General features: G+C 72.3%; 15 protein-coding genes. 6 read left to right on the top strand and 9 right to left on the bottom strand.

Going from position 1 to position 17,076, the window contains the following annotated elements; translation table 11 throughout:
- The first annotated feature begins 54 nt into the window (after positions 1-54).
- From ACFO6V_RS01945 to ACFO6V_RS01930, 4 genes are all read left to right on the top strand, one after another.
- Positions 55-996 carry an NAD-dependent epimerase/dehydratase family protein gene (locus ACFO6V_RS01945; RefSeq protein WP_377131611.1) on the top strand — a complete coding sequence of 314 codons (942 nt, stop codon included), beginning with the start codon at positions 55-57 and terminating at the stop codon, positions 994-996.
- 104 nt (positions 997-1,100) lie between these two features.
- The gene (locus tag ACFO6V_RS01940; protein ID WP_377131609.1) at positions 1,101-1,505 is read left to right on the top strand and encodes an ArsR/SmtB family transcription factor; all 405 of its coding nucleotides are present in this window, start codon (positions 1,101-1,103) and stop codon (positions 1,503-1,505) included.
- Positions 1,502-2,290 (top strand): cation diffusion facilitator family transporter, encoded by a 789-nt coding sequence (locus tag ACFO6V_RS01935; RefSeq protein WP_377131607.1) that lies wholly within the window; start codon positions 1,502-1,504, stop codon positions 2,288-2,290. The genes ACFO6V_RS01940 and ACFO6V_RS01935 overlap by 4 nt, the downstream gene beginning before the upstream one ends.
- Entirely contained in the window at positions 2,283-3,215 is a 933-nt protein-coding gene (locus tag ACFO6V_RS01930; protein ID WP_377131605.1) for a cation diffusion facilitator family transporter, read from the top strand. Before ACFO6V_RS01935 ends, ACFO6V_RS01930 begins: the two co-directional genes overlap by 8 nt.
- 116 nt (positions 3,216-3,331) lie before the next feature.
- Here the strand turns inward: ACFO6V_RS01930 and ACFO6V_RS01925 are convergent, their stop codons facing one another.
- The gene (locus ACFO6V_RS01925) at positions 3,332-3,940 is read right to left on the bottom strand and encodes a TetR/AcrR family transcriptional regulator (RefSeq protein WP_377131603.1); all 609 of its coding nucleotides are present in this window, start codon (positions 3,938-3,940) and stop codon (positions 3,332-3,334) included.
- An 83-nt stretch (positions 3,941-4,023) separates the two neighbouring features.
- Between ACFO6V_RS01925 and ACFO6V_RS01920 the strand changes: the two genes are divergently transcribed.
- The gene (locus tag ACFO6V_RS01920) at positions 4,024-4,455 is read left to right on the top strand and encodes a nitroreductase/quinone reductase family protein (protein ID WP_377131601.1); all 432 of its coding nucleotides are present in this window, start codon (positions 4,024-4,026) and stop codon (positions 4,453-4,455) included.
- 97 nt (positions 4,456-4,552) lie between these two features.
- Here ACFO6V_RS01920 and ACFO6V_RS01915 read toward each other — a convergent pair whose 3' ends face one another.
- A complete protein-coding gene (locus ACFO6V_RS01915; RefSeq protein WP_377131599.1) occupies positions 4,553-5,665 on the bottom strand; it encodes an epoxide hydrolase family protein in 1,113 nt (370 codons plus the stop codon).
- A gap of 201 nt (positions 5,666-5,866) precedes the next feature.
- Between ACFO6V_RS01915 and ACFO6V_RS01910 the strand changes: the two genes are divergently transcribed.
- Positions 5,867-7,807 (top strand): HNH endonuclease signature motif containing protein, encoded by a 1,941-nt coding sequence (locus ACFO6V_RS01910; RefSeq protein ID WP_377131597.1) that lies wholly within the window; start codon positions 5,867-5,869, stop codon positions 7,805-7,807.
- Between the two features lie 47 nt (positions 7,808-7,854).
- On the opposite strand, the gene ACFO6V_RS01905 is transcribed toward ACFO6V_RS01910, so the two are convergent.
- Genes ACFO6V_RS01905 through ACFO6V_RS01875 form a run of 7 tightly spaced genes read right to left on the bottom strand, consistent with a single transcriptional unit; the run spans position 7,855 to position 17,076 of the window.
- Complete coding sequence (locus ACFO6V_RS01905) at positions 7,855-10,665, bottom strand: glycoside hydrolase family 127 protein (protein WP_377131595.1); 2,811 nt, start codon at positions 10,663-10,665, stop codon at positions 7,855-7,857.
- Positions 10,658-12,097, bottom strand: coding sequence for an aminopeptidase P family protein (locus ACFO6V_RS01900; protein ID WP_377131593.1), 1,440 nt, complete (start codon positions 12,095-12,097; stop codon positions 10,658-10,660). Before ACFO6V_RS01900 ends, ACFO6V_RS01905 begins: the two co-directional genes overlap by 8 nt.
- Positions 12,094-13,398: an alpha/beta fold hydrolase gene (locus tag ACFO6V_RS01895; RefSeq protein WP_377131591.1), complete on the bottom strand. Its 1,305-nt coding sequence runs from the start codon at positions 13,396-13,398 to the stop codon at positions 12,094-12,096. Before ACFO6V_RS01895 ends, ACFO6V_RS01900 begins: the two co-directional genes overlap by 4 nt.
- A complete protein-coding gene (locus tag ACFO6V_RS01890) occupies positions 13,395-14,258 on the bottom strand; it encodes an ATP-binding cassette domain-containing protein (protein ID WP_377131589.1) in 864 nt (287 codons plus the stop codon). The genes ACFO6V_RS01895 and ACFO6V_RS01890 overlap by 4 nt, the downstream gene beginning before the upstream one ends.
- Entirely contained in the window at positions 14,255-15,151 is an 897-nt protein-coding gene (locus ACFO6V_RS01885; RefSeq protein ID WP_377131587.1) for an ABC transporter ATP-binding protein, read from the bottom strand. The genes ACFO6V_RS01890 and ACFO6V_RS01885 overlap by 4 nt, the downstream gene beginning before the upstream one ends.
- Complete coding sequence (locus ACFO6V_RS01880) at positions 15,148-16,140, bottom strand: ABC transporter permease (RefSeq protein WP_377131585.1); 993 nt, start codon at positions 16,138-16,140, stop codon at positions 15,148-15,150. The genes ACFO6V_RS01885 and ACFO6V_RS01880 overlap by 4 nt, the downstream gene beginning before the upstream one ends.
- The gene (locus ACFO6V_RS01875; protein WP_377131583.1) at positions 16,141-17,076 is read right to left on the bottom strand and encodes an ABC transporter permease; all 936 of its coding nucleotides are present in this window, start codon (positions 17,074-17,076) and stop codon (positions 16,141-16,143) included.

The following is a 17,076-nucleotide window of genomic DNA, read 5'->3' as shown; positions in this document are numbered from 1 at the left end:
GCGATCATACAAGTCGCGAACCTGTATGACGAATATGGATGGCACCCTGAGCCCATGACCACGCATCTCGTCGTCGGCGCCGGACCCGTCGGCGCCGCTCTCGCGCACCGGCTGTCCCAGGCCGGCCGCACCGTCCGGGTGGTGACCCGCTCCGGCGGCGGCCCCGACCTTCCCCGCGTCCAGCGGATCGCCCTCGACGCCACGAACGCGACGGCGCTCGCCGACGCCGCCCGCGGGGTCGACGTCGTCTACAACTGCGCGAACCCCGGCCCGTACCCGGCATGGGAGCGCGGCTGGCCGCCCCTGGCGGCGTCCGTGTTACGCGCGGCCGAGAGCTCCGGCGCGGTGCTCGTCAGCCTCGGGAACCTCTACGGCTACGGGCCGGTCGACGGGCCGATGACCCGCAACCGGCCGCTCGCGCCGTCGAGCACCCTCGGCGAGGTTCGGGCGCGGGTCTGGCAGGACGCGCTCGCGGCGCACCGGGCCGGGCGCGTGCGCGTCACGGAGGCGCGTGCCTCCGACTACATCGGGCCGACCGTCCCGGCGTCGCACGGGCTGCTGCCGACGTACGCGGCCGCGACGCTCGCGGGCAAGACGGCGTCCGTCCTGGCCGACCCGGACCAGCCGCACACGTGGACCGCCGTCGACGACGTGGTCTCCACCCTCATCGCGCTCGGCGCCGACGACCGGGCCTGGGGTTCGCCGTGGCTCGTGCCGTCCAACGCGCCCGCGACCGTCCGTGAGGTGCTGCGCGAGCTCGGGACGCGGGCCGGGACGGGTGAGCCGCGACTGCGGCGGGTGCCGCGCATCGCGCTCCAGGCCGGAGGCCTCGCGGTGCCGCTGGTGCGGGAGGCGCTGGGCGTGCTCTACCAGTTCGACAGGCCGTTCGTCGCGGACGCCGCCGAGACCAGCAGCGTGCTCGGCGTCCGCCCGACGCCGTGGCCGGCAGTCCTGGACGCGACGGCTGCGTCTTGGCGCGCGCGGGCGGTCGCGTAGCGGCTGGTCCTCCTTCGGGGCCGAGGTTCATTCGCTCTCAGCGGGTTCGGAGCGGAGAAGGCCTAGGCCTCGAAAGGGGCTGGCGCGGCTGCTAGCATCGCTCCATGGCGATGATAGAGGCGGATGGCGATGTAGCTGCGGACGGCCCCGCGGCGATGGCGGTGGCGGCGTGCCTGTTCCACGGGTTCTCGGACCCGTCGCGGCTGGCGATCCTCCGGCACCTCGCCCTCGGTGAGCACCGCGTGGTCGACCTGACCCGGCACCTGGACCTCGCGCAGTCGACGGTCTCCAAGCACCTGGCGTGCCTGCGGGACTGCGGACTTGTCGAGTCCCGGCCGGAAGGCCGGGCCTCCGTGTTCTCGCTGACGCACCCGGAGGCGACGCTCGCGGTGCTCGAGTCCGCCGAGCGGCTGCTCGCGCTGACCGGCGACGCCGTCGCGCTGTGCCCGGTCTACGGGGTCGACGGTTCCGCCGCGCACGCGTCGGCGCCGGAAGCGGTCGCGTCATGAGCGCGCAGCCGGGTGCGGAGCTGAGCGTGGAGACGCCGGAGCAGACGACGGAACGGCTGACGCGGCGGGGTCTGCGCCTCGCCAAGTTCACCGTCGCGTACAACGTCGTCGAGGGCGTTGTCGCGATCGCCGCCGGCGTCGCGGCGGGGCTCGTCTCGGTGATCGGGTTCGGCATCGACTCGGGCATCGAGTCGATCTCGGCGGTGCTGGTGGGGCTCCGCCTGTCCGCACGCCTGCGGCACGGCAAGGCCGACGAGCGCAAGGAGCTGATCACGCTCCGGCTCGTCGCGGTCACGTTCTTCCTGCTCGCGGGCTACGTCACCGTCGAGGGAGTGCGCAGCCTCGTGGTCGGCGAGACCCCGGAGAGGTCGCCGCTCGCGATCGGGCTCCTGGTCGCGTCGCTCGTCGTCATGCCGCTCCTGGCGGAGGCCAAGCGCCGCGTCGGCGTGGCCCTGGCCGACCCGCTGATCCTGGCCGACGCCGCCGAGACCCGGATCTGCGTGCTGCTCTCCGTGTCGACGCTGGTCGGTCTCGTGGTGTTCGCGCTGACCGGCGCGGGCTGGGTGGACGCCGTCGCCGGGTTCGTGATCGCGGCGTTCGCCATCCACGAGGGCCGCGAGGCGTGGGAGGGCGAGCTGGCGCACGACCATGGCCATGACCACGGCCATGACGACCACCACCATAACCAGCACGGGCATGGCCACGACGGGCATGGCCACGACGAGCACGGCCACGACGAGCACGGCCACGACGGCGACCAGCGAAGGGCTGCAGTAGATGGGTGACCACCAGCACCACCATGGCGCGCACGGCTCCGCCGGCGACGAGAGCAACCGGCGCCGACTGGCGGTCGCGTTCGGGATCACGGCAGCGGTGTTCGTGGCGCAGGCGGTGGGTGCCGTGCTCACGGGCAGCCTCGCGCTCCTGGTCGACACCGCACACATGCTGACCGACGTCGCGGGCCTGGCCATCGCGCTGTTCGCCGCGTCGCTCGCGCTGCGGCCGCCTTCGCCGCGCCGGACATGGGGATTCCGGCGGGCCGAGATCCTGGCTGCGCTGGCCCAGGCCGCCGTGCTGCTCGCCGTCGGCGTCTACGCCCTGGTCGAGGGGGTGAGCCGCTTGGTCGGTCCGGCCGAGGCGCCCGGGCCGGGCCTGCTGGTGTTCGGCATAGTCGGCCTGGTCGGGAACGTCGTGGCGCTGCTGGTGCTGGCGGGCGGCCGGTCGGCGTCGCTCAACCTGCGCGCAGCCTTCCTGGAGGTCGCGAACGACGCGCTCGGGTCGGTCGCGGTGATCGTGGCGGCCGTCGTGATCGCGACCACCGGGTGGCAGCGCGCCGACGCCGTCGCAGGGCTCGTCATCGCTGTGCTGATCCTGCCCCGCGCAGCCAAGCTCCTGACCGACTCGGCGAACGTGCTGCTGGAGGCTACGCCGGCCGGGATCGACCTGGACCAGGTGCGGGCCCGGCTGCTGGAGGTGGAGAACGTCGAGTCGGTGCACGACCTGCACGCCTCCCTCGTCGCCACCGGCCTGCCGACCATCAGCGCGCACGTGGTGGTGCGGGACGTCTGCTTCCGCGACGGGCAGGCGCCCCCGGTCCTGGACGCCCTGCAGCGCTGCGTCGCCACCGAGTTCGACGTGTCCGTCGAGCACTCGACCTTCCAGCTCGAGCCCGCCGAGCACGCACGCCACGAGGCGCCGACGCACGCGTGATGGCGGCTGGCGCCCCGTAGCTGCGGGTCAGCGAGTCGCGGGTCGGCGAGGTGCGGGTCAGCGAGTCGCGGGTCGGCGAGTGCCGGTCAGCGAGTCGCCCGTCAGCGAAGCGCCGGTCAGACCGCAGGGACGCAGACGCGCTCGACCAGGTAGCGCCAGCCGGCCTCGAAGCGGTCGGTGAGCGCTGACCCGTCCACCTCAGGGCCGTCGAAGAGCCGGAGCAGGAGCGGACCCTCGAGGGCGGACGTGAGCTGCCCGGCGAGCAGGTCGACGTCGGCGCCGGGCAGGTCCAGCTCGCGGAGCAGGACCCGGATGTGGATCTGGGACAGCGGCGGCCGGCGGCCGCTGGTCGGGCGGCCTTCGACCGCGGACCGGGCGACCTCATGGTTCTCCGCGAGGAACCGGATGCGGGCGGATCCGTAGGCGATGAGGCGGTCGACCGGCGACGCGCCCGGGCCGAGCGGCGGCGACCCGGAGAGGATCTCCTGCTGCAGGGCGCGCTCGTTGTCGTCCAGCAGCGCCTGGAAGATTCCCGCCCGGGTGCCGAACCGCCGGAACACGGTGCCCTTACCGAGCCCTGAGCGTTCGGCGAGGCGGTCCATCGTGAGGCAGTCGGGACCGTCCGCGGCGATGAGCTCGCGGGCGGTGGTGAGCAGCAGCTGACGGTTCCGGGCGGCGTCGGCCCGTTCGGGGTGCGGTGTGCCCCAGGTCAGCGGTGTACTCATCCGTGGATGCTATCGGGAATCGCGTAAGCGGGGTAAAGTCCGGTTAGTCGACCGGAGCGGCCGACCAAGACTGTGGAGGACACATGGCAGACATGAACAGTGGCGTCATCGAGGCGTTCCGGGCCAACGCGGGCGTCGTGGGTGACGACGTCATGGGCGGGCACTTCACCGGCAAGCGCCTGGTGCTGCTGCACCACGTGGGCCGGGTCAGCGGCAAGGAGTACGTGACGCCGCTCGTGGCCGCGGCCGACGGGGACGCCTACGTCATCACCGGCTCGCTCGGCGGCGCGCCCAAGGACCCCGCCTGGGTCGCGAACATCGAGGACGGCCCCGGTGAGGCGACCATCGAGATCGGGGACGAGGCCATCCGCGTGAGCACCACCGTGGTCCGGCCGGGGCAGCCCGACTGGGAGCGGCTCTACGGGATCTGGGCCGAGTACTGGCCGGACGCCAAGGAGTACGAGAAGAACACCGACCGCAAGTTCCCGGTGATCCGGCTCGTCCCGAAGGCCTGAGCTCTGGTTCAGGCTCTATGTGTATCGGCTGAGTCTGCGGTTCCGCTTCGGGCGCGTGCCTCGTTCCTCGGCCCGCACCCTGCGCTGCACCTCCGGCTCAGCCGACCGAGCGGACGAACCTCCGGATGCGCGCCGCCATCTCGGCAGGTACCTCGGCCACGGTGAAGTGACCGCCCTCCTCGAGGCGATCGAACTCGCGAAGGTCGAGGTAGTGGCGGCGCGCGAGCGCCTCGGGGTAAGCGGCCTCGTGCCGCTGGATGAAGACCGCCGCGGGCACGCTCGTGGGCGGTATCGGGTCCGGCTGGTCGGCACCCTCGTAGTAGGGGCGGAACGACGACCCGATCGTCTGGGTCGCCCAGTAGATGGTCGCCTCCGTGAGGATGCGGTCGCGTGAGATGCGGCGCTCTACCTTGCGGGGATCGCCCGGCGGTGTGTCGCTCCACTCGACCAGCTTCTCGGCGAGCCAAGCCAGCAGGCCGGCGGGGGAGTCGTTGAGAGCGGCCGCGAGGGTGTCGGGCCGGGTTGCTTGCACATGGCCGTAGGCGCCGTCGGTCTGGTGCTTCGCGGCGATGCCGTCGAAGAACTCCTTGACCTCGGGGTCGTCGAGGGTTGCTCGTTCGTCGCTGGTGGGGAAGTGCGCATGGGTGGCCACGATCCCCGCCACCTGCTCCGGGTAGCGGGCGGCGATGAGGTCGCTGACGTTCGCCGTGACGTCCTCGCCGTAGGTGAAGTATCGGTCGTAGCCGAGCGCTTCCGTCATCAGTGCGTGCATGGTCGAGGCCAGCCGCTTCTCCGACATCGGCCCTTCGGCGTACGGCGAGGAGAACCCGAAGCCGGGCAGGCTCGCGACCACCACGTGGAAGTCGGGCAGCAGGTCGGCGAAGTCGAGCTGCAGCGCGAACGTGTGCGGCCAGCCGTGCAGCACCAGGAGCGCCGGCGCGTCGGGCCGGTCCGAGCGCAGGTGGACGAAGTGCAGGTCGACGTCGTCGATCTCCGCGATGAACTGCGGATGCTCGTTGAGCCAGGCCTCCCGGGCGCGCCAGTCCCAGCTGATCCAGTGGTCGACCAGCTCGCGCAGGTACGTCGCGGTCATGCCCGACGCCGGGCGCCTGGGCGAGTCGTCCGGGATGCGGCTGCGGGCCAGTCGCTCGCGCAGATCGGTGAGCACCTGGTCGGGGACGTGGACCGTGAAGGGTCGTGGCTCGGTCATGGCAGAGACGTTATGCCGAGCCACTGACATCGACGCTTGCGTCGGATGCGGCCCTGGGCTCCGCACCTTGAGATCTGGACGGCGACCGAGTGTGGGTGGTCGGTTGTAGGGTCGAACAAGCGTCCGTAGGAATGGCCATGGTGACTATTCTTGGCCTCGAGTGGATACCCGATCTCAGATCCCGGTGAGGAGTGTGCTCGTATGCGTGAAGCCCTGTCCGACGGCGCCGTGTCCGACGGCGCCGTGCCCGGCGGCGCGCCGGTCGACGAGGCGATCCTGTTCGGGGACTGGGACACATTCGCCGGACAGGACCGGTTGCCGGAGATGCCTGAGTGGCTGGACTCGATGCCGGACTGGCCGCCGGATGCGTTGCCGGTCGCGTTGTGGCCGGTGGAGACACTCCAGGCGGCGCTGCGCGATATGCCCGGCGCAGAGCTGGCGCGGGTGGTCGCGGAGGCCGTCGGCGTGGGTGTCGGCGCGAGCGCGGTCCCGGACGAGAACCCCCTGGAGGATCTTCCGGACGACGCACTGGGTGACCTGGTCACCGCGTGCGGTCGCCTGCAGTCCTGGGCCGCGGGGGTGCAGGCGCGGGTCGTGGCCGAACGCGCTGCCAGGGAGACCAACCCGCTCGCGCACAGCTCGCTGGTCGGGCAGGTCACCAGCGAGCTCGTGGTGACGGAGCGGGAAGGCAGCGAGGTGGTCGTGCGTGCCGAGTCCGGTGCCCGGCACCCGAGTGTGATCTCGGCCCTGGCGACGGGGCGGATCGATGTGCGGAAGGCGCACACCCTGCTGCGCTCGGCGTCTCAGCTGACCGTGGCGGAGCGAGCGGAGGCGATCGAGCGGTATCTGCCGCAGGCCCCGCAGCGGACCTGGCGGTGGCTGCAGGCCCGGATGCTCGCATTTGCCAAGGCCCGCCACGGCGCGGCGGACACCGCACGGGCCGAGGCAGAGCGCCGGTGCGTGCAGCTGGACCGTGCCGAGAACGACATGGGCTGGGTGTCGGCCTACCTGCCGGCGGCCGATGCGGCGGCGGTATGGGGTGTGGTGGACGACATGGCCCACCAGCTGCGCCGCACCAGTGGCGAGGAACGCAGCCTGGGACAGCTTCGCGCGGACTCGTTGACCGGGATCGTCACGGGCCGACTCCTACCCGCTGACCGCTTCACCGGCACGGACACACAGTCCGGCACGGACACACAGTCGGACACGAACACGGGCGCCGGCACGAGCCCGGACGGCACCACCCAGACCGCCGGCACGAGCCCGGACGGCACCACCCAGACCGCCGGCACCACGGCGAAGGCCGTGCGCGTCGAGAGCGACGGCTCCTCGATCGATGGGGACGATGGTGCGGAGATGCCGGTCTGCTCGTGTGGTGGCCGGGCTCCTGTCCAGCAGGTGGTGGTACGGCCCGTGCGGATCACTCCGACTCGCCCGGTGGTGCGGGTGACGGTCCCGGCCAGCGTGCTCCTGGGCCTGGACGACGCACCCGGAGACCTGAACGGATTCGGACCCGTCCCCGCCGACACGGCACGGCTCATCGCGCAGGACGCGACCTGGCAGCGCCTGATGACCGACCCGGTCACCGGGGTGCTGATCGACTACTCCACCGCTGCCTATCAACCGGGCCGGGTCCTGCGGGCAGCGGTCGAGGCCAGGGATGACACCTGCACCTTCCCTGGCTGCGACATCCCGGCTGAACGGTGCGACCTGGACCACATCGAGCCCTTCGACCACGACCATCAGCGTGAGATCCCCAGCGTTGCCGCTGGTGCGGCCGGGCGTGGGCAGACCAGCGCGTGCAACCTGCACGCCCTGTGCCGTCGGCATCACCTGCTCAAGACGCACGCGGGGTGGGGCGTCGTGCGTGACCCCGCGACCGGGATCACGACCTGGACCACTCCCACCGGCCGCACCCACCACCGGCCACCGACCGTGCTGGACACTCACGTCGACATCGACCAGGTCGACCCGGACACCAGTCACGACCTGAGCCTGCGTGCCCTGACCGGCCGACGCCTGCCACGGCAGTACGGCACGACCGAGCCGGGTGCCATACCGGCCATACCGGCCGAACCGGCCGAACCGGCCGAACCGGCCGAGCCCACCGGCTTGCCCGGCCCCGGCGAACCACCTTTCTGATGCGGTGGACCTGATGCGGTGCGTGTGCTGCGGGTTGTCGCGTGCGGTCAGCCGGCGGGCGGGAGCTCGAGGGTCCGGATCGGCTCCTCGTTGCCGGCCCGGTCGGTGGCGGTGAACTCGATGACCTGCGGCTCGTCGCCCAGGGCACGCGTGAACGGTTCGCGGAAGGTCGCCCAGAACGTGTCCGGGCCCTTCCACCGGATGCTGTCCACGCCGGAGACGTCGTCGGTGGCGGCGAGGTTGATCTCGACGCCGCGCGGGCCGAGGCGCCGGGCCGTCGCGGTGGTCACGGGCGGCGTGGTGTCAACGCTGACCTCGCGGACGACGTGGCGTTCCCGCTCCTCGGAGTCGACGGCGCGCACGGTGACGGTGTGCACGCCGTCGCCGAGCCGCAGCGGTTTGGCTCCCGCTGGCTGCCACGGCCCGTCGTCGACCCGGACTTCGACGGTGGGCTCGCCGGCGTCGGCCCGTGCGGTGACGGTGAGCTCGGCGGGCTGGTGGTACCAGCCGGTGACGCTCGGCATCTTGGACGGCACCACCTCGACGCGGGGCGCCGAGCCGGTCAACACGGCTGCGGGCGCCTCAGCCAGGAGAGTGGCTTCCTCGCGTGCGTTCTCCTCACGCGATACCTCCTCGCGCGCGGCCTCCGCCCCGTCCGCGATACTGCCGACGTCCCTCGTATCCCGTCCGACGCCTCTCGCGTCCCGTCCGACGCCTCTCGCGTCCCGTCCGACGCCTCTCGCGTCCCGTCCGACGCCGGAACGCGCGGCAGCCCGCAGGACGTCGCGTGCCTCGGCGGCGCTGAGCAGTCCCAGCCCGACGAACTCGTGTGCGGTGCGCAGCACCGCCCGGAGGAACTCGGGCCGGGAGGCGAAGCCGCCGTCCGACCAGAGGACGTCGAGAAACGTGCCGCCGTCCCGCCGAGCCACGTTGGGCACACCGGAGTCGGCCGGCTCCGCGCCGGCGTCCGGCCCTGCTCCCGCTCCCGCTCCCGCAAAGGCGATACGAGCATCGGTCCGCCGCAGATACATGTGGTACCGCGCATCCGACCCGGACCACGCGGGCTCCAGGACAAGGTCGCCGAGCCGCCACGTGCCGTCGTCGGCCCTGTTCAGAGGTACGTCGAGTGTCCCGTCGAGGCGACGCCAGGTCGCGGCGGCGACCGGGAGCCAGGTGGTGGCGGCGCTGCGGGCCAGCAGCACGGTCGGCCCGAGCTCGAGCGTCACCAGGGACGCGTCGTCGGGCGCCGGCACCTCGCGCAGCGCCAGCGGCATGCTGATCTCGACCACCGTGCCCGGCACCCAGTCGCGCCGCAGGGAGATGTACTGCCCGGGGACGGCGTCCACGGCCACGGGCGAACCGTCGACGGTGACGGTGCACCCACCCGCGACCCAGCCCGGAACCCGCAGCCGGAGGTCCAGGTCACCGGTGGCGTCGACGAGCAGCCGGCTGCCGCCCTCCAGCGGGTACGCGGTCTCCTGGACGACCCGCACGTCCTGCTCGGCCCACCGCAGGGTGGAGGCCACGTAGAGGTTCACCCAGAGAGCGCGCTCGCCGCCCCGCACCGACCGGAAGTAGACGGAGTCCTGGTACTTGACGTGGTTCTCGAGCCCGGTGCCGCCGCAGCACGTGCCGACGTTGTCGTACTCGCGCAGCGCCCCCGGATTGACCGGGAACATGTACGTGACCTCCGGCGAGTCGTCCGAGTCGACGTCGTGCCGCGAGCCGAGGACCTGGTTGGTGACCGCCCGCTCGTAGTAGTCGGCGTACCGCGGGTCGCCGGTGCGCCCGAACAGGGCGCGGGCCAGCTTGAGCATGTTGTAGGTGACGCAGGTCTCGGCGTTCCGGTTGCCGATGTCGCCCGCGACGGCGCCCGCCGGGCCCCACAGCTCGTTCTCGCCGGAACCCCCGTGCGCGTACGTGCGCCCCGGGACGAGCATGTCCCAGATGTTGACCACGGCGTCCAGGTAGCGCGCCTCGCCCGTCAGGTCGTGCAGCGCGAGGTAGCCGAGCAGCGTCGCGGCGTGCTGGTTGGCGTGCATGCCGTCCAGCACGTCCCGGCCCGACGCCGTCGCGTCCAGCAGCGAGTCCAGGTCGAAGAGCCGGGCCGTCTCGACGAACTGCTTGTCGCCGGTGAGCACCGCGAGGTCGCACAGCACCTCGTTCATGCCGCCGGCCTCGCCCGCGATGTACAGGGCCCACATGTCTCTGCGCTGGTCCGCGGACAGGACGGACAGCCGGCCATGGACCCAGCGCCCCATCCCGGCGGCGATCTCCAGCGCCGTCCGCGACCCCGCGTGCCGGTACGCGTCGAGCAGGCCCGCCATGATCTTGTGGCACGTGTAGTACGGCGCCCAGATCTCGCCGTACGGGGCGAGGCCCTCCAGCCGGGAGAACTGCCACTCGCCGTACGCGGCGAGGAATCCCGGATGGCTGTAGCGGCCCGACGCCGCGAGCGCCTCCTGGACCTCCCGCAGGCCCTCGACCATCTCGTCGACCTTGCCCTTGAGCGCCGCCTTCAGGCCAGCCTCGGGTGCACCGGCGTGGGCCAGCGCGAGCATGGACAGGAAGTGCCCCGCGTAGTGGCCGCGCAGCAGGTTCGCCGTGGGCGCCGCCTCGCGCCCCGGGTACTCGTCGGGTCCCCACGCCTGCTCGTCGGGGTGGCCGAAGTCCTCCCACCCGCCGGGCGGCAGCGCGCCGCGCGTGTCGAGGCCGGCGTTCGCGCGGAAGACGGCGAGCAGCCGGTCGACGGGGTAGACGCGCGCCAGGTGCAGCATCTGGTCCCGGGCGCGCGTGAAGACGCTGTCGTGCAGCGTGACGGCGTCCAGCGGGAACGGTTCGGCGATCGGCTCAGGCATGCGGCATCCGCTCCTGGGTCCAGCGTTCGATACCCGCGGCGTCGATCGGCAGCGCGTCCGACAGCACCTCCGCGCCGTCGGCGGTGACCAGCAGGTCGTCCTCCAGGCGGACACCGATCCCGCGCAGCTCGGGCGGCACCGTCTCGTCGTGCGCGTGGAAGTACAGCCCGGGCTCGACGGTCATGACGACGCCCGGCTCCAGGGGCGCCGCCTGGTAGGTCGGGTAGTCGGAGTGGGCGCAGTCGTGCACGTCCAGGCCCAGGTGGTGGCCGATGCCGCAGACCAGCCAGCGGCGGTGTTGCTGCCCGCCGGGGGACAGCGCCTCGTCGACCGAGACGTCCAGCAGCCCCCAGTCGTGCAGTCCCTGCGCGATGACCTCCATGGAGGCGAAGTGGAAGTCGAGGTACTCGACGCCCGGCCGGATCTGCGCCATGCCGGCGCGGTGCGCCTTCTCGACCAGGTCGTGCACGTCCCGCTGCAGCGCACTGAAGCTGCCCGACGGCGGGATGGTCCGCGTCACGTCGGCCGTGTACAGCGAGTTCGCCTCCACGCCCATGTCCAGCAGCAGCGGCATGTCGGGCAGCACGGGGCCGTCGCAGCGCACCCAGTGCAGCGTCGGCGCGTGCGGGCCGGACCCGACGATCGTCGTGTACCCGGGCCCGTTCCCGTACGTGCGCGCGTGCCTGTCGAACGTGCCCTGCAGCCAGCGCTCGCCCAGTCCGCCGATCGCGCGCGGCAGCTCCGCGACGACCGCCTCGAACCCGGTGACCGTGTGGTCGACCGCCTCGCGCAGCTGCGCGATCTCCCAGTCGTCCTTGATCATCCGCAGGTCCGACAGCGCCCGGGCGAGGTCCTCGGACGGCTTCAGGCCGTACCGGCGCACCAGCTCCTCGTCGACGGACGGCGACGCGAGCGCCCCGTCCAGGGTGTCCAGCACCGCGTCGAGCGCCGACAGGGGTTCGACGGCGATGCCGAACGCCTCCGCCCAGTCGCCCAGGTCCGGCGACGGCCCGACCCAGAGCTCGCCGTACGCCGCGTTGCCGAAGAACGCGCTGTCGCCCGGCTTGGCCGGCGGCGGCAGGTAGAGCGTCGCGTCGTGGCCCCCGCCGCTCGCCCGCAGCACGAGCACGCCGTCCTCGGCCTGCGCGCCGGTGAGCCAGACGAAGTCGCTGTCCGCGCGGAACCCGTATTGCACGTCGCCGTTGCGCAGGCTCGCCCGCCCCGCGCCCACCACGACATCGCTCGCGCCGATCCGCTCCGACAGTCGGCGGCGGTGCTCGGCAGCGGCGGCGGGCGCCCCGGGCGTCATCGGTACGACGACGGCGGGGGCGCCCCACCCGCGCGCCATGTGGGCGTTGAACGCCTCGCTCTCGACAAGTCGCGGGGCACGTGTCCCTGCGTACGGCGGACGGGTGCTGCTGGGGTTCGTCATCGAATCTCTCCTCCTCGGTCGCGGATCAGCTCACGGAGGCGCTCCAGCACGCGCCCGTCGCCGATCCCGTCGTGCTCGTACTCGTTGGTCACCCAGGCCTGGGACGACCCGACGCGCGAGAGCGTGTCGAGCTGCAGGCCCGAGTCGACGAACATGTCGTCGTGATAGACCACCGCGGCCACCGGCACCTCGTTGGCGGCCAGGCGGTCCAGGTCGTACAGCGGCGACCACTGCGTGCGCGCCGCCAGCTCGTGCACCGCGGGCGCGAACGGCCGCAGCAGGCGGATCTCCTCGAACATCCACGGGAAGGCCATCTCGCCCGTGAACAGCAGCGGACGCCGGTCCGGGCCGAACTCCGGACGCCGGTCCCGCTCGGCCTGCGCCGCCCAGCCCGTCGGGCCGTTGGCCCCGTGGCCGTAGATCGACTCCTGCAGCGTCCAGAACAGCGGGCCGTCCGCCTGCGACGTCCGCACCATCGCCTCCTGCAGGAACCCCGCCGACAGCCGACCCTGCCGCGCGAACGCCTTCTCGACGAACCAGTGCATCCGCTCCGTCCCCGGCTTCATGCCGAGGTCGATGCCCATCGACTGGAACCGGTGGATCGTCAGCACGTCACCGTCCGGCAGCAGGACGTCGCCCTCGGCGAGCCGGTCCGCTATCGCCGCCACCGCGCCGACGTCGGCCGGGTAGCGCTCGTAGTACTCACGCGTGCGGCCGGCCACCCGGCCGAACGTCCTGCGGTACACCTCGGCGGCCGACGGCGGCGTGCCCGGCACCCCGCCCGCGATGTAGCAGGCACGCAGCGCCTCGGGCGCCACCGACAGATAGGTCAGCGTGATCCAGCCACCGAAGCTCTGCGCGAGCGTCGTCCACGGCCGGCCGCCGTAGATCTGGGCTCGCACGTCCTCGAGGTCCGCGACCAGCGAGTCCGCGCGAAAACACGCCAGGAGGTCGGCGCCCTCGCGCGCCTCCAGCTCCGCCAGGACCTCGCCGTCCAGCGGCGTGCTGCCGCCCGTGCCGCGCTGGTCCACCAGCACCACGCGGTAGTCGCGCAGCGTGACGTCCAGCCAGCCGTCCCGCCGCAGCGGACGCGGGTTCGCGCCACCCGGCCCACCCTGCAGGTACACCAGCAGCGGCAGGTCGTCGTCCCGCCGTGTCGGGTCCACGAGCTCGCGGACCAGCAGCTCGACCTCGCCCGCCAGCCGACCCGACCGGTCCAGCGGCACGGAGATACGGCGCTCGCGGACGCCGATGCCGGGCAGCAGGTAGGACGTCCAGCCGGAGCCGGTGCCCGCGCTCATGCCTGCGCTCCCGACTGGGCCGCGGCCGCCCGGGCGGCGTTCGCCCGCCGCTGCCGCTCCCACTCGGGGCGGATCCGCGGGACGGCGTCGAGCAGCTTGCGGGTGTACTCGTGCCAGGGCGCGCCGAAGACCGCGTCCCGGTCGCCCTCCTCGACGATCTGCCCCTGCGTCATCACCGCGACCCGGGTGGCGATCTGCCGCACCACCGCCAGGTCGTGCGCGATGAACAGGTACGTCAGCCCCTCCTCGCGCTGCAGGTCCCGCAGCAGGTTGATGACCTGCGCCTGGACCGACACGTCGAGCGCCGAGACCGCCTCGTCGCACACCACCACGCGCGGGCCGACCGCGAGCGCGCGGGCGATCCCGATGCGCTGCGCCTGCCCGCCGGAGAACTGCGCCGGGTACTTCTGCGAGTGGTCCGGGTCGAGCCCCACCCGCTCCATGAGGGAGCGCGTGAACGCGCGAGCGCCGCCCGGGACCGGCCGCCCCTGGTAGACCAGGGGAGCGGTGACGATCCGCTCGACGGTGTGCCGCGGGTTGAGCGAGGAGTACGGGTCCTGGAAGACGACCTGCACCTCGCTGCGGAAGCGGTTCAGTGCGGACCGCCTGAGCGTCGTGACGTCCTCGCCGTCGAGCTCCACGGTGCCGGACGTGACGTCCAGCAGGCGTGCGGCGAGCCGCGCCGTCGTCGACTTGCCCGAACCGGACTCGCCGACCAGGGCGAGCGTCTCGCCCGCGTTGATCTCGAAGGTGACGTCGTCGACGGCTCGGAACCGCTGCGGGGGACGCACCAGGCCACCGGTCCCCATGACCGGGAACTCCTTGACCAGGTTCGTGGCTCTCAGGAGCGGCTCGCTCATGCGGCACCTCCATTCGTGGGGGCGTTCTCGGGGACGACGGCGGAGCCCGGCGCCACCGCGCGCAGCTCGCCGATCTCGTCGTCGATACGCGGGACGGCGTCGAGCAACGCCTGGGTATAGGGGTGCTGCGGGCTCGTGAAGATCTGCTCGACGGCGCCCCGCTCGACGCACACGCCGTCCTTCATGACGACTATGTGGTCGGTGATCTCGCTGACCACCGCCAGGTCGTGCGTGATCAGCACCAGGCCGGTGCCGGTCTCGCGGCGGATCTCCTGCAGCAGGTCCAGGATCTGGGCCTGGACGGTGACGTCGAGCGCCGTGGTCGGCTCGTCCGCGATCAGCAGCTCGGGCTCGGTGCTGAGCGCCATCGCGATCATGACGCGCTGGCGCATGCCGCCCGAGAACTGGTGCGGGTAGTGGTGCACGCGCCGTGCCGAGTCCCGGATGTGCACCCGTTCCAGGGCCGCGATCGCGACCGTGCGCGCCTCCCGGCGGGTCACGCCCGGCCGGTGGGCACGGTACGCCTCCTCGATCTGGAGCCCGACCGTGTAGTACGGGTTCAGGGAGGACAGCGGGTCCTGGAACACCATGGCGATGCGGTCGCCGCGCACGCGGCGCAGGTCGGCCTCGGACATGCCGACGAGCTCCTGCCCGCGCAGCTTCACGCTGCCCGTGCGCCGCGCGGCCCTGGGCTGCAGGCCCATGATCGCGAGGCTGGTCATGGACTTGCCCGAGCCGGACTCGCCGACGATGCCCAGCGCGCCGCCGGGCTCCAGGTCGAGGTCCAGCGAGCGGACGGCGTCGAGCGGGCCGCGCGGCGTGGCGAAGGTGACCGTGAGGTCGCGCACCTGGAGGAGCGCTGCGGAGGCGGCGCCTGTGGTGGTGGTCGTCATGCGTTCACCCGCACTCTCGGGTCGATGGCGCTGTACACGACGTCGACCACTATGTTTCCGACGACGACGAGGAACCCGGCCAGCAGCGTCACGCCCATGATCACCGGCTGGTCGTTGCGGGCGATGGAGTCGGCGGCCATCTTGCCGACGCCGTTGATCCCGAACACGGTCTCGGTGATGAGCGCGCCGCCCAGCAGGCCGGCGAAGTCCATGCCGAAGATGGTCACGACCGGCGTCAGGGCCGGCCGCAGGGCGTGCCGCCGCCAGATGAGCGACTGCGGCAGCCCCTTCGCGTAGGCCGTGCGCACGTAGTTCTCGCGCAGCACGTCCAGCACGTTCGCCCGGGTGAGCCGCGTGTAGGCGGCCGCGTACCCGATCGCGAGGACTATCCACGGCATCACGAAGTTGAGGAACCACTGCACGGGGTCGTCCGCGAAGGCGACCGCCTGGGGGAACGGCAGCCACTGGAGCTGGACCACCAGCACGTACTGCAGCACCAGGGCGAGCACGTAGTTGGGGATCGACATGCTCGTCAGGGTCAGGCCCGTGGTGAACCGGTCGAGGAACGTGCCCTCCTTGACGGCGCTGAGCAGGCCGCCGACCACTCCGGCGAGCAGCCACAGCACCGCGGCGCCGATGGCGATCGTCGCGGAGACGGGCAGCCGCTGCACGATCATGTCCCAGACCGCCTGGCTGGACTGGAACGAGTAGCCCAGGCACGGCGCCGCGCAGTCGACGGCGCTCGCACCCTCGCCGTAGGTGCGGCCCGCGAAGATGCCGACGACGAACAGGAAGAACTGCGTCCAGAAGGGCTGGTCCAGCCCGAGGTTCCCGCGGATCTGGTCGATCAGCTCGGGCGTGCAGTTCTTGCCGCAGATCTGCACCGCCGGGTCCGGCGAGAGCGCGAAGAAGATCAGATAGGTGAACAGGCACACCAGCAGCAGGACCACGAGGCCCGACGCGATGCGCGTGACGAGGAACCGGGGCATTCAGCGACCCTCCTGGGCGTCGACGACGGCGCGCAGGCGGTCACCGAGCACGGTGAACGAGAGCACGAGCAGGAACAGGCACACGCCCGGCACCACGAAGTAGGCGGGGTCGACGGCGTACCACTTCACGGAGGCGGCGATCATCTGCCCCCAGCTCGGCGCGGGTGGCACGACGCCGACGCCGAGGAACGACAGGCCCGCCTCGGTGCCGATGTAACCGGGCACCGCCAGCGTCGCCATCACGATGATCGTCGAGCGCAGGTTCGGCAGGATCTCGCGGAACACGATGCGCGTGCCGCTGGCCCCGGCCGCCCGGGCCGCCTCGACGAACTCGCGCTGTGCGAGCGACATGGTCTGCCCGCGCACGATGCGCGCCAGGTAGGGCCAGCCGAAGGCGGAGATCACGACCACGAGCAGCGTCGACCGGTTGCCCGCCGGCAGGGCGGAGAGCACGGCGATCATGAAGATGAGCGCCGGGAAGGCCATGAGGAAGTCCATGACCCGTGAGACGACGAGGTCCACCCGCCCGCCGAAGTAGCCCGCCACGAGCCCGAGCGAGACGCCGAGCACGGTGGTCAGCGCGGTCGCCGACAGCGCGATGCTCATCGAGACCCGCGCGCCGTAGACGATGCGCGCGAAGATGTCGCGCCCGCTGCCCGGCTCGACGCCGAGCCAGTGCTCGGCGCCCATGCCGCCCCACGCGCCGATCGGCATGCCGCCGAGGTTGGGGTCGATGGCGGTCTGGTCGAACTCGTACGGCGTCCAGCCGCTGATCGACGTGAGCACGGGCGCGAAGACCGCGACGAGGGTGACCAGGGCGATGTAGCCGAGGCCGAGCATCGCGCCGACGTCGCGCCGCAGGGTCTGCCAGGTCCCGCCGGCACCGTCGCTCTGCGCGACGGTGCCGGCGGTGAGGTCCGTCTGGGACGGCATCAT

The sequence above is a fragment of the Promicromonospora alba genome (assembly GCF_042654905.1).
Lineage (GTDB): Bacteria > Actinomycetota > Actinomycetes > Actinomycetales > Cellulomonadaceae > Promicromonospora > Promicromonospora alba.
Note: the sequence above shows the minus strand (reverse complement) of the source record. Positions and strands in the feature narration are given on the sequence as shown.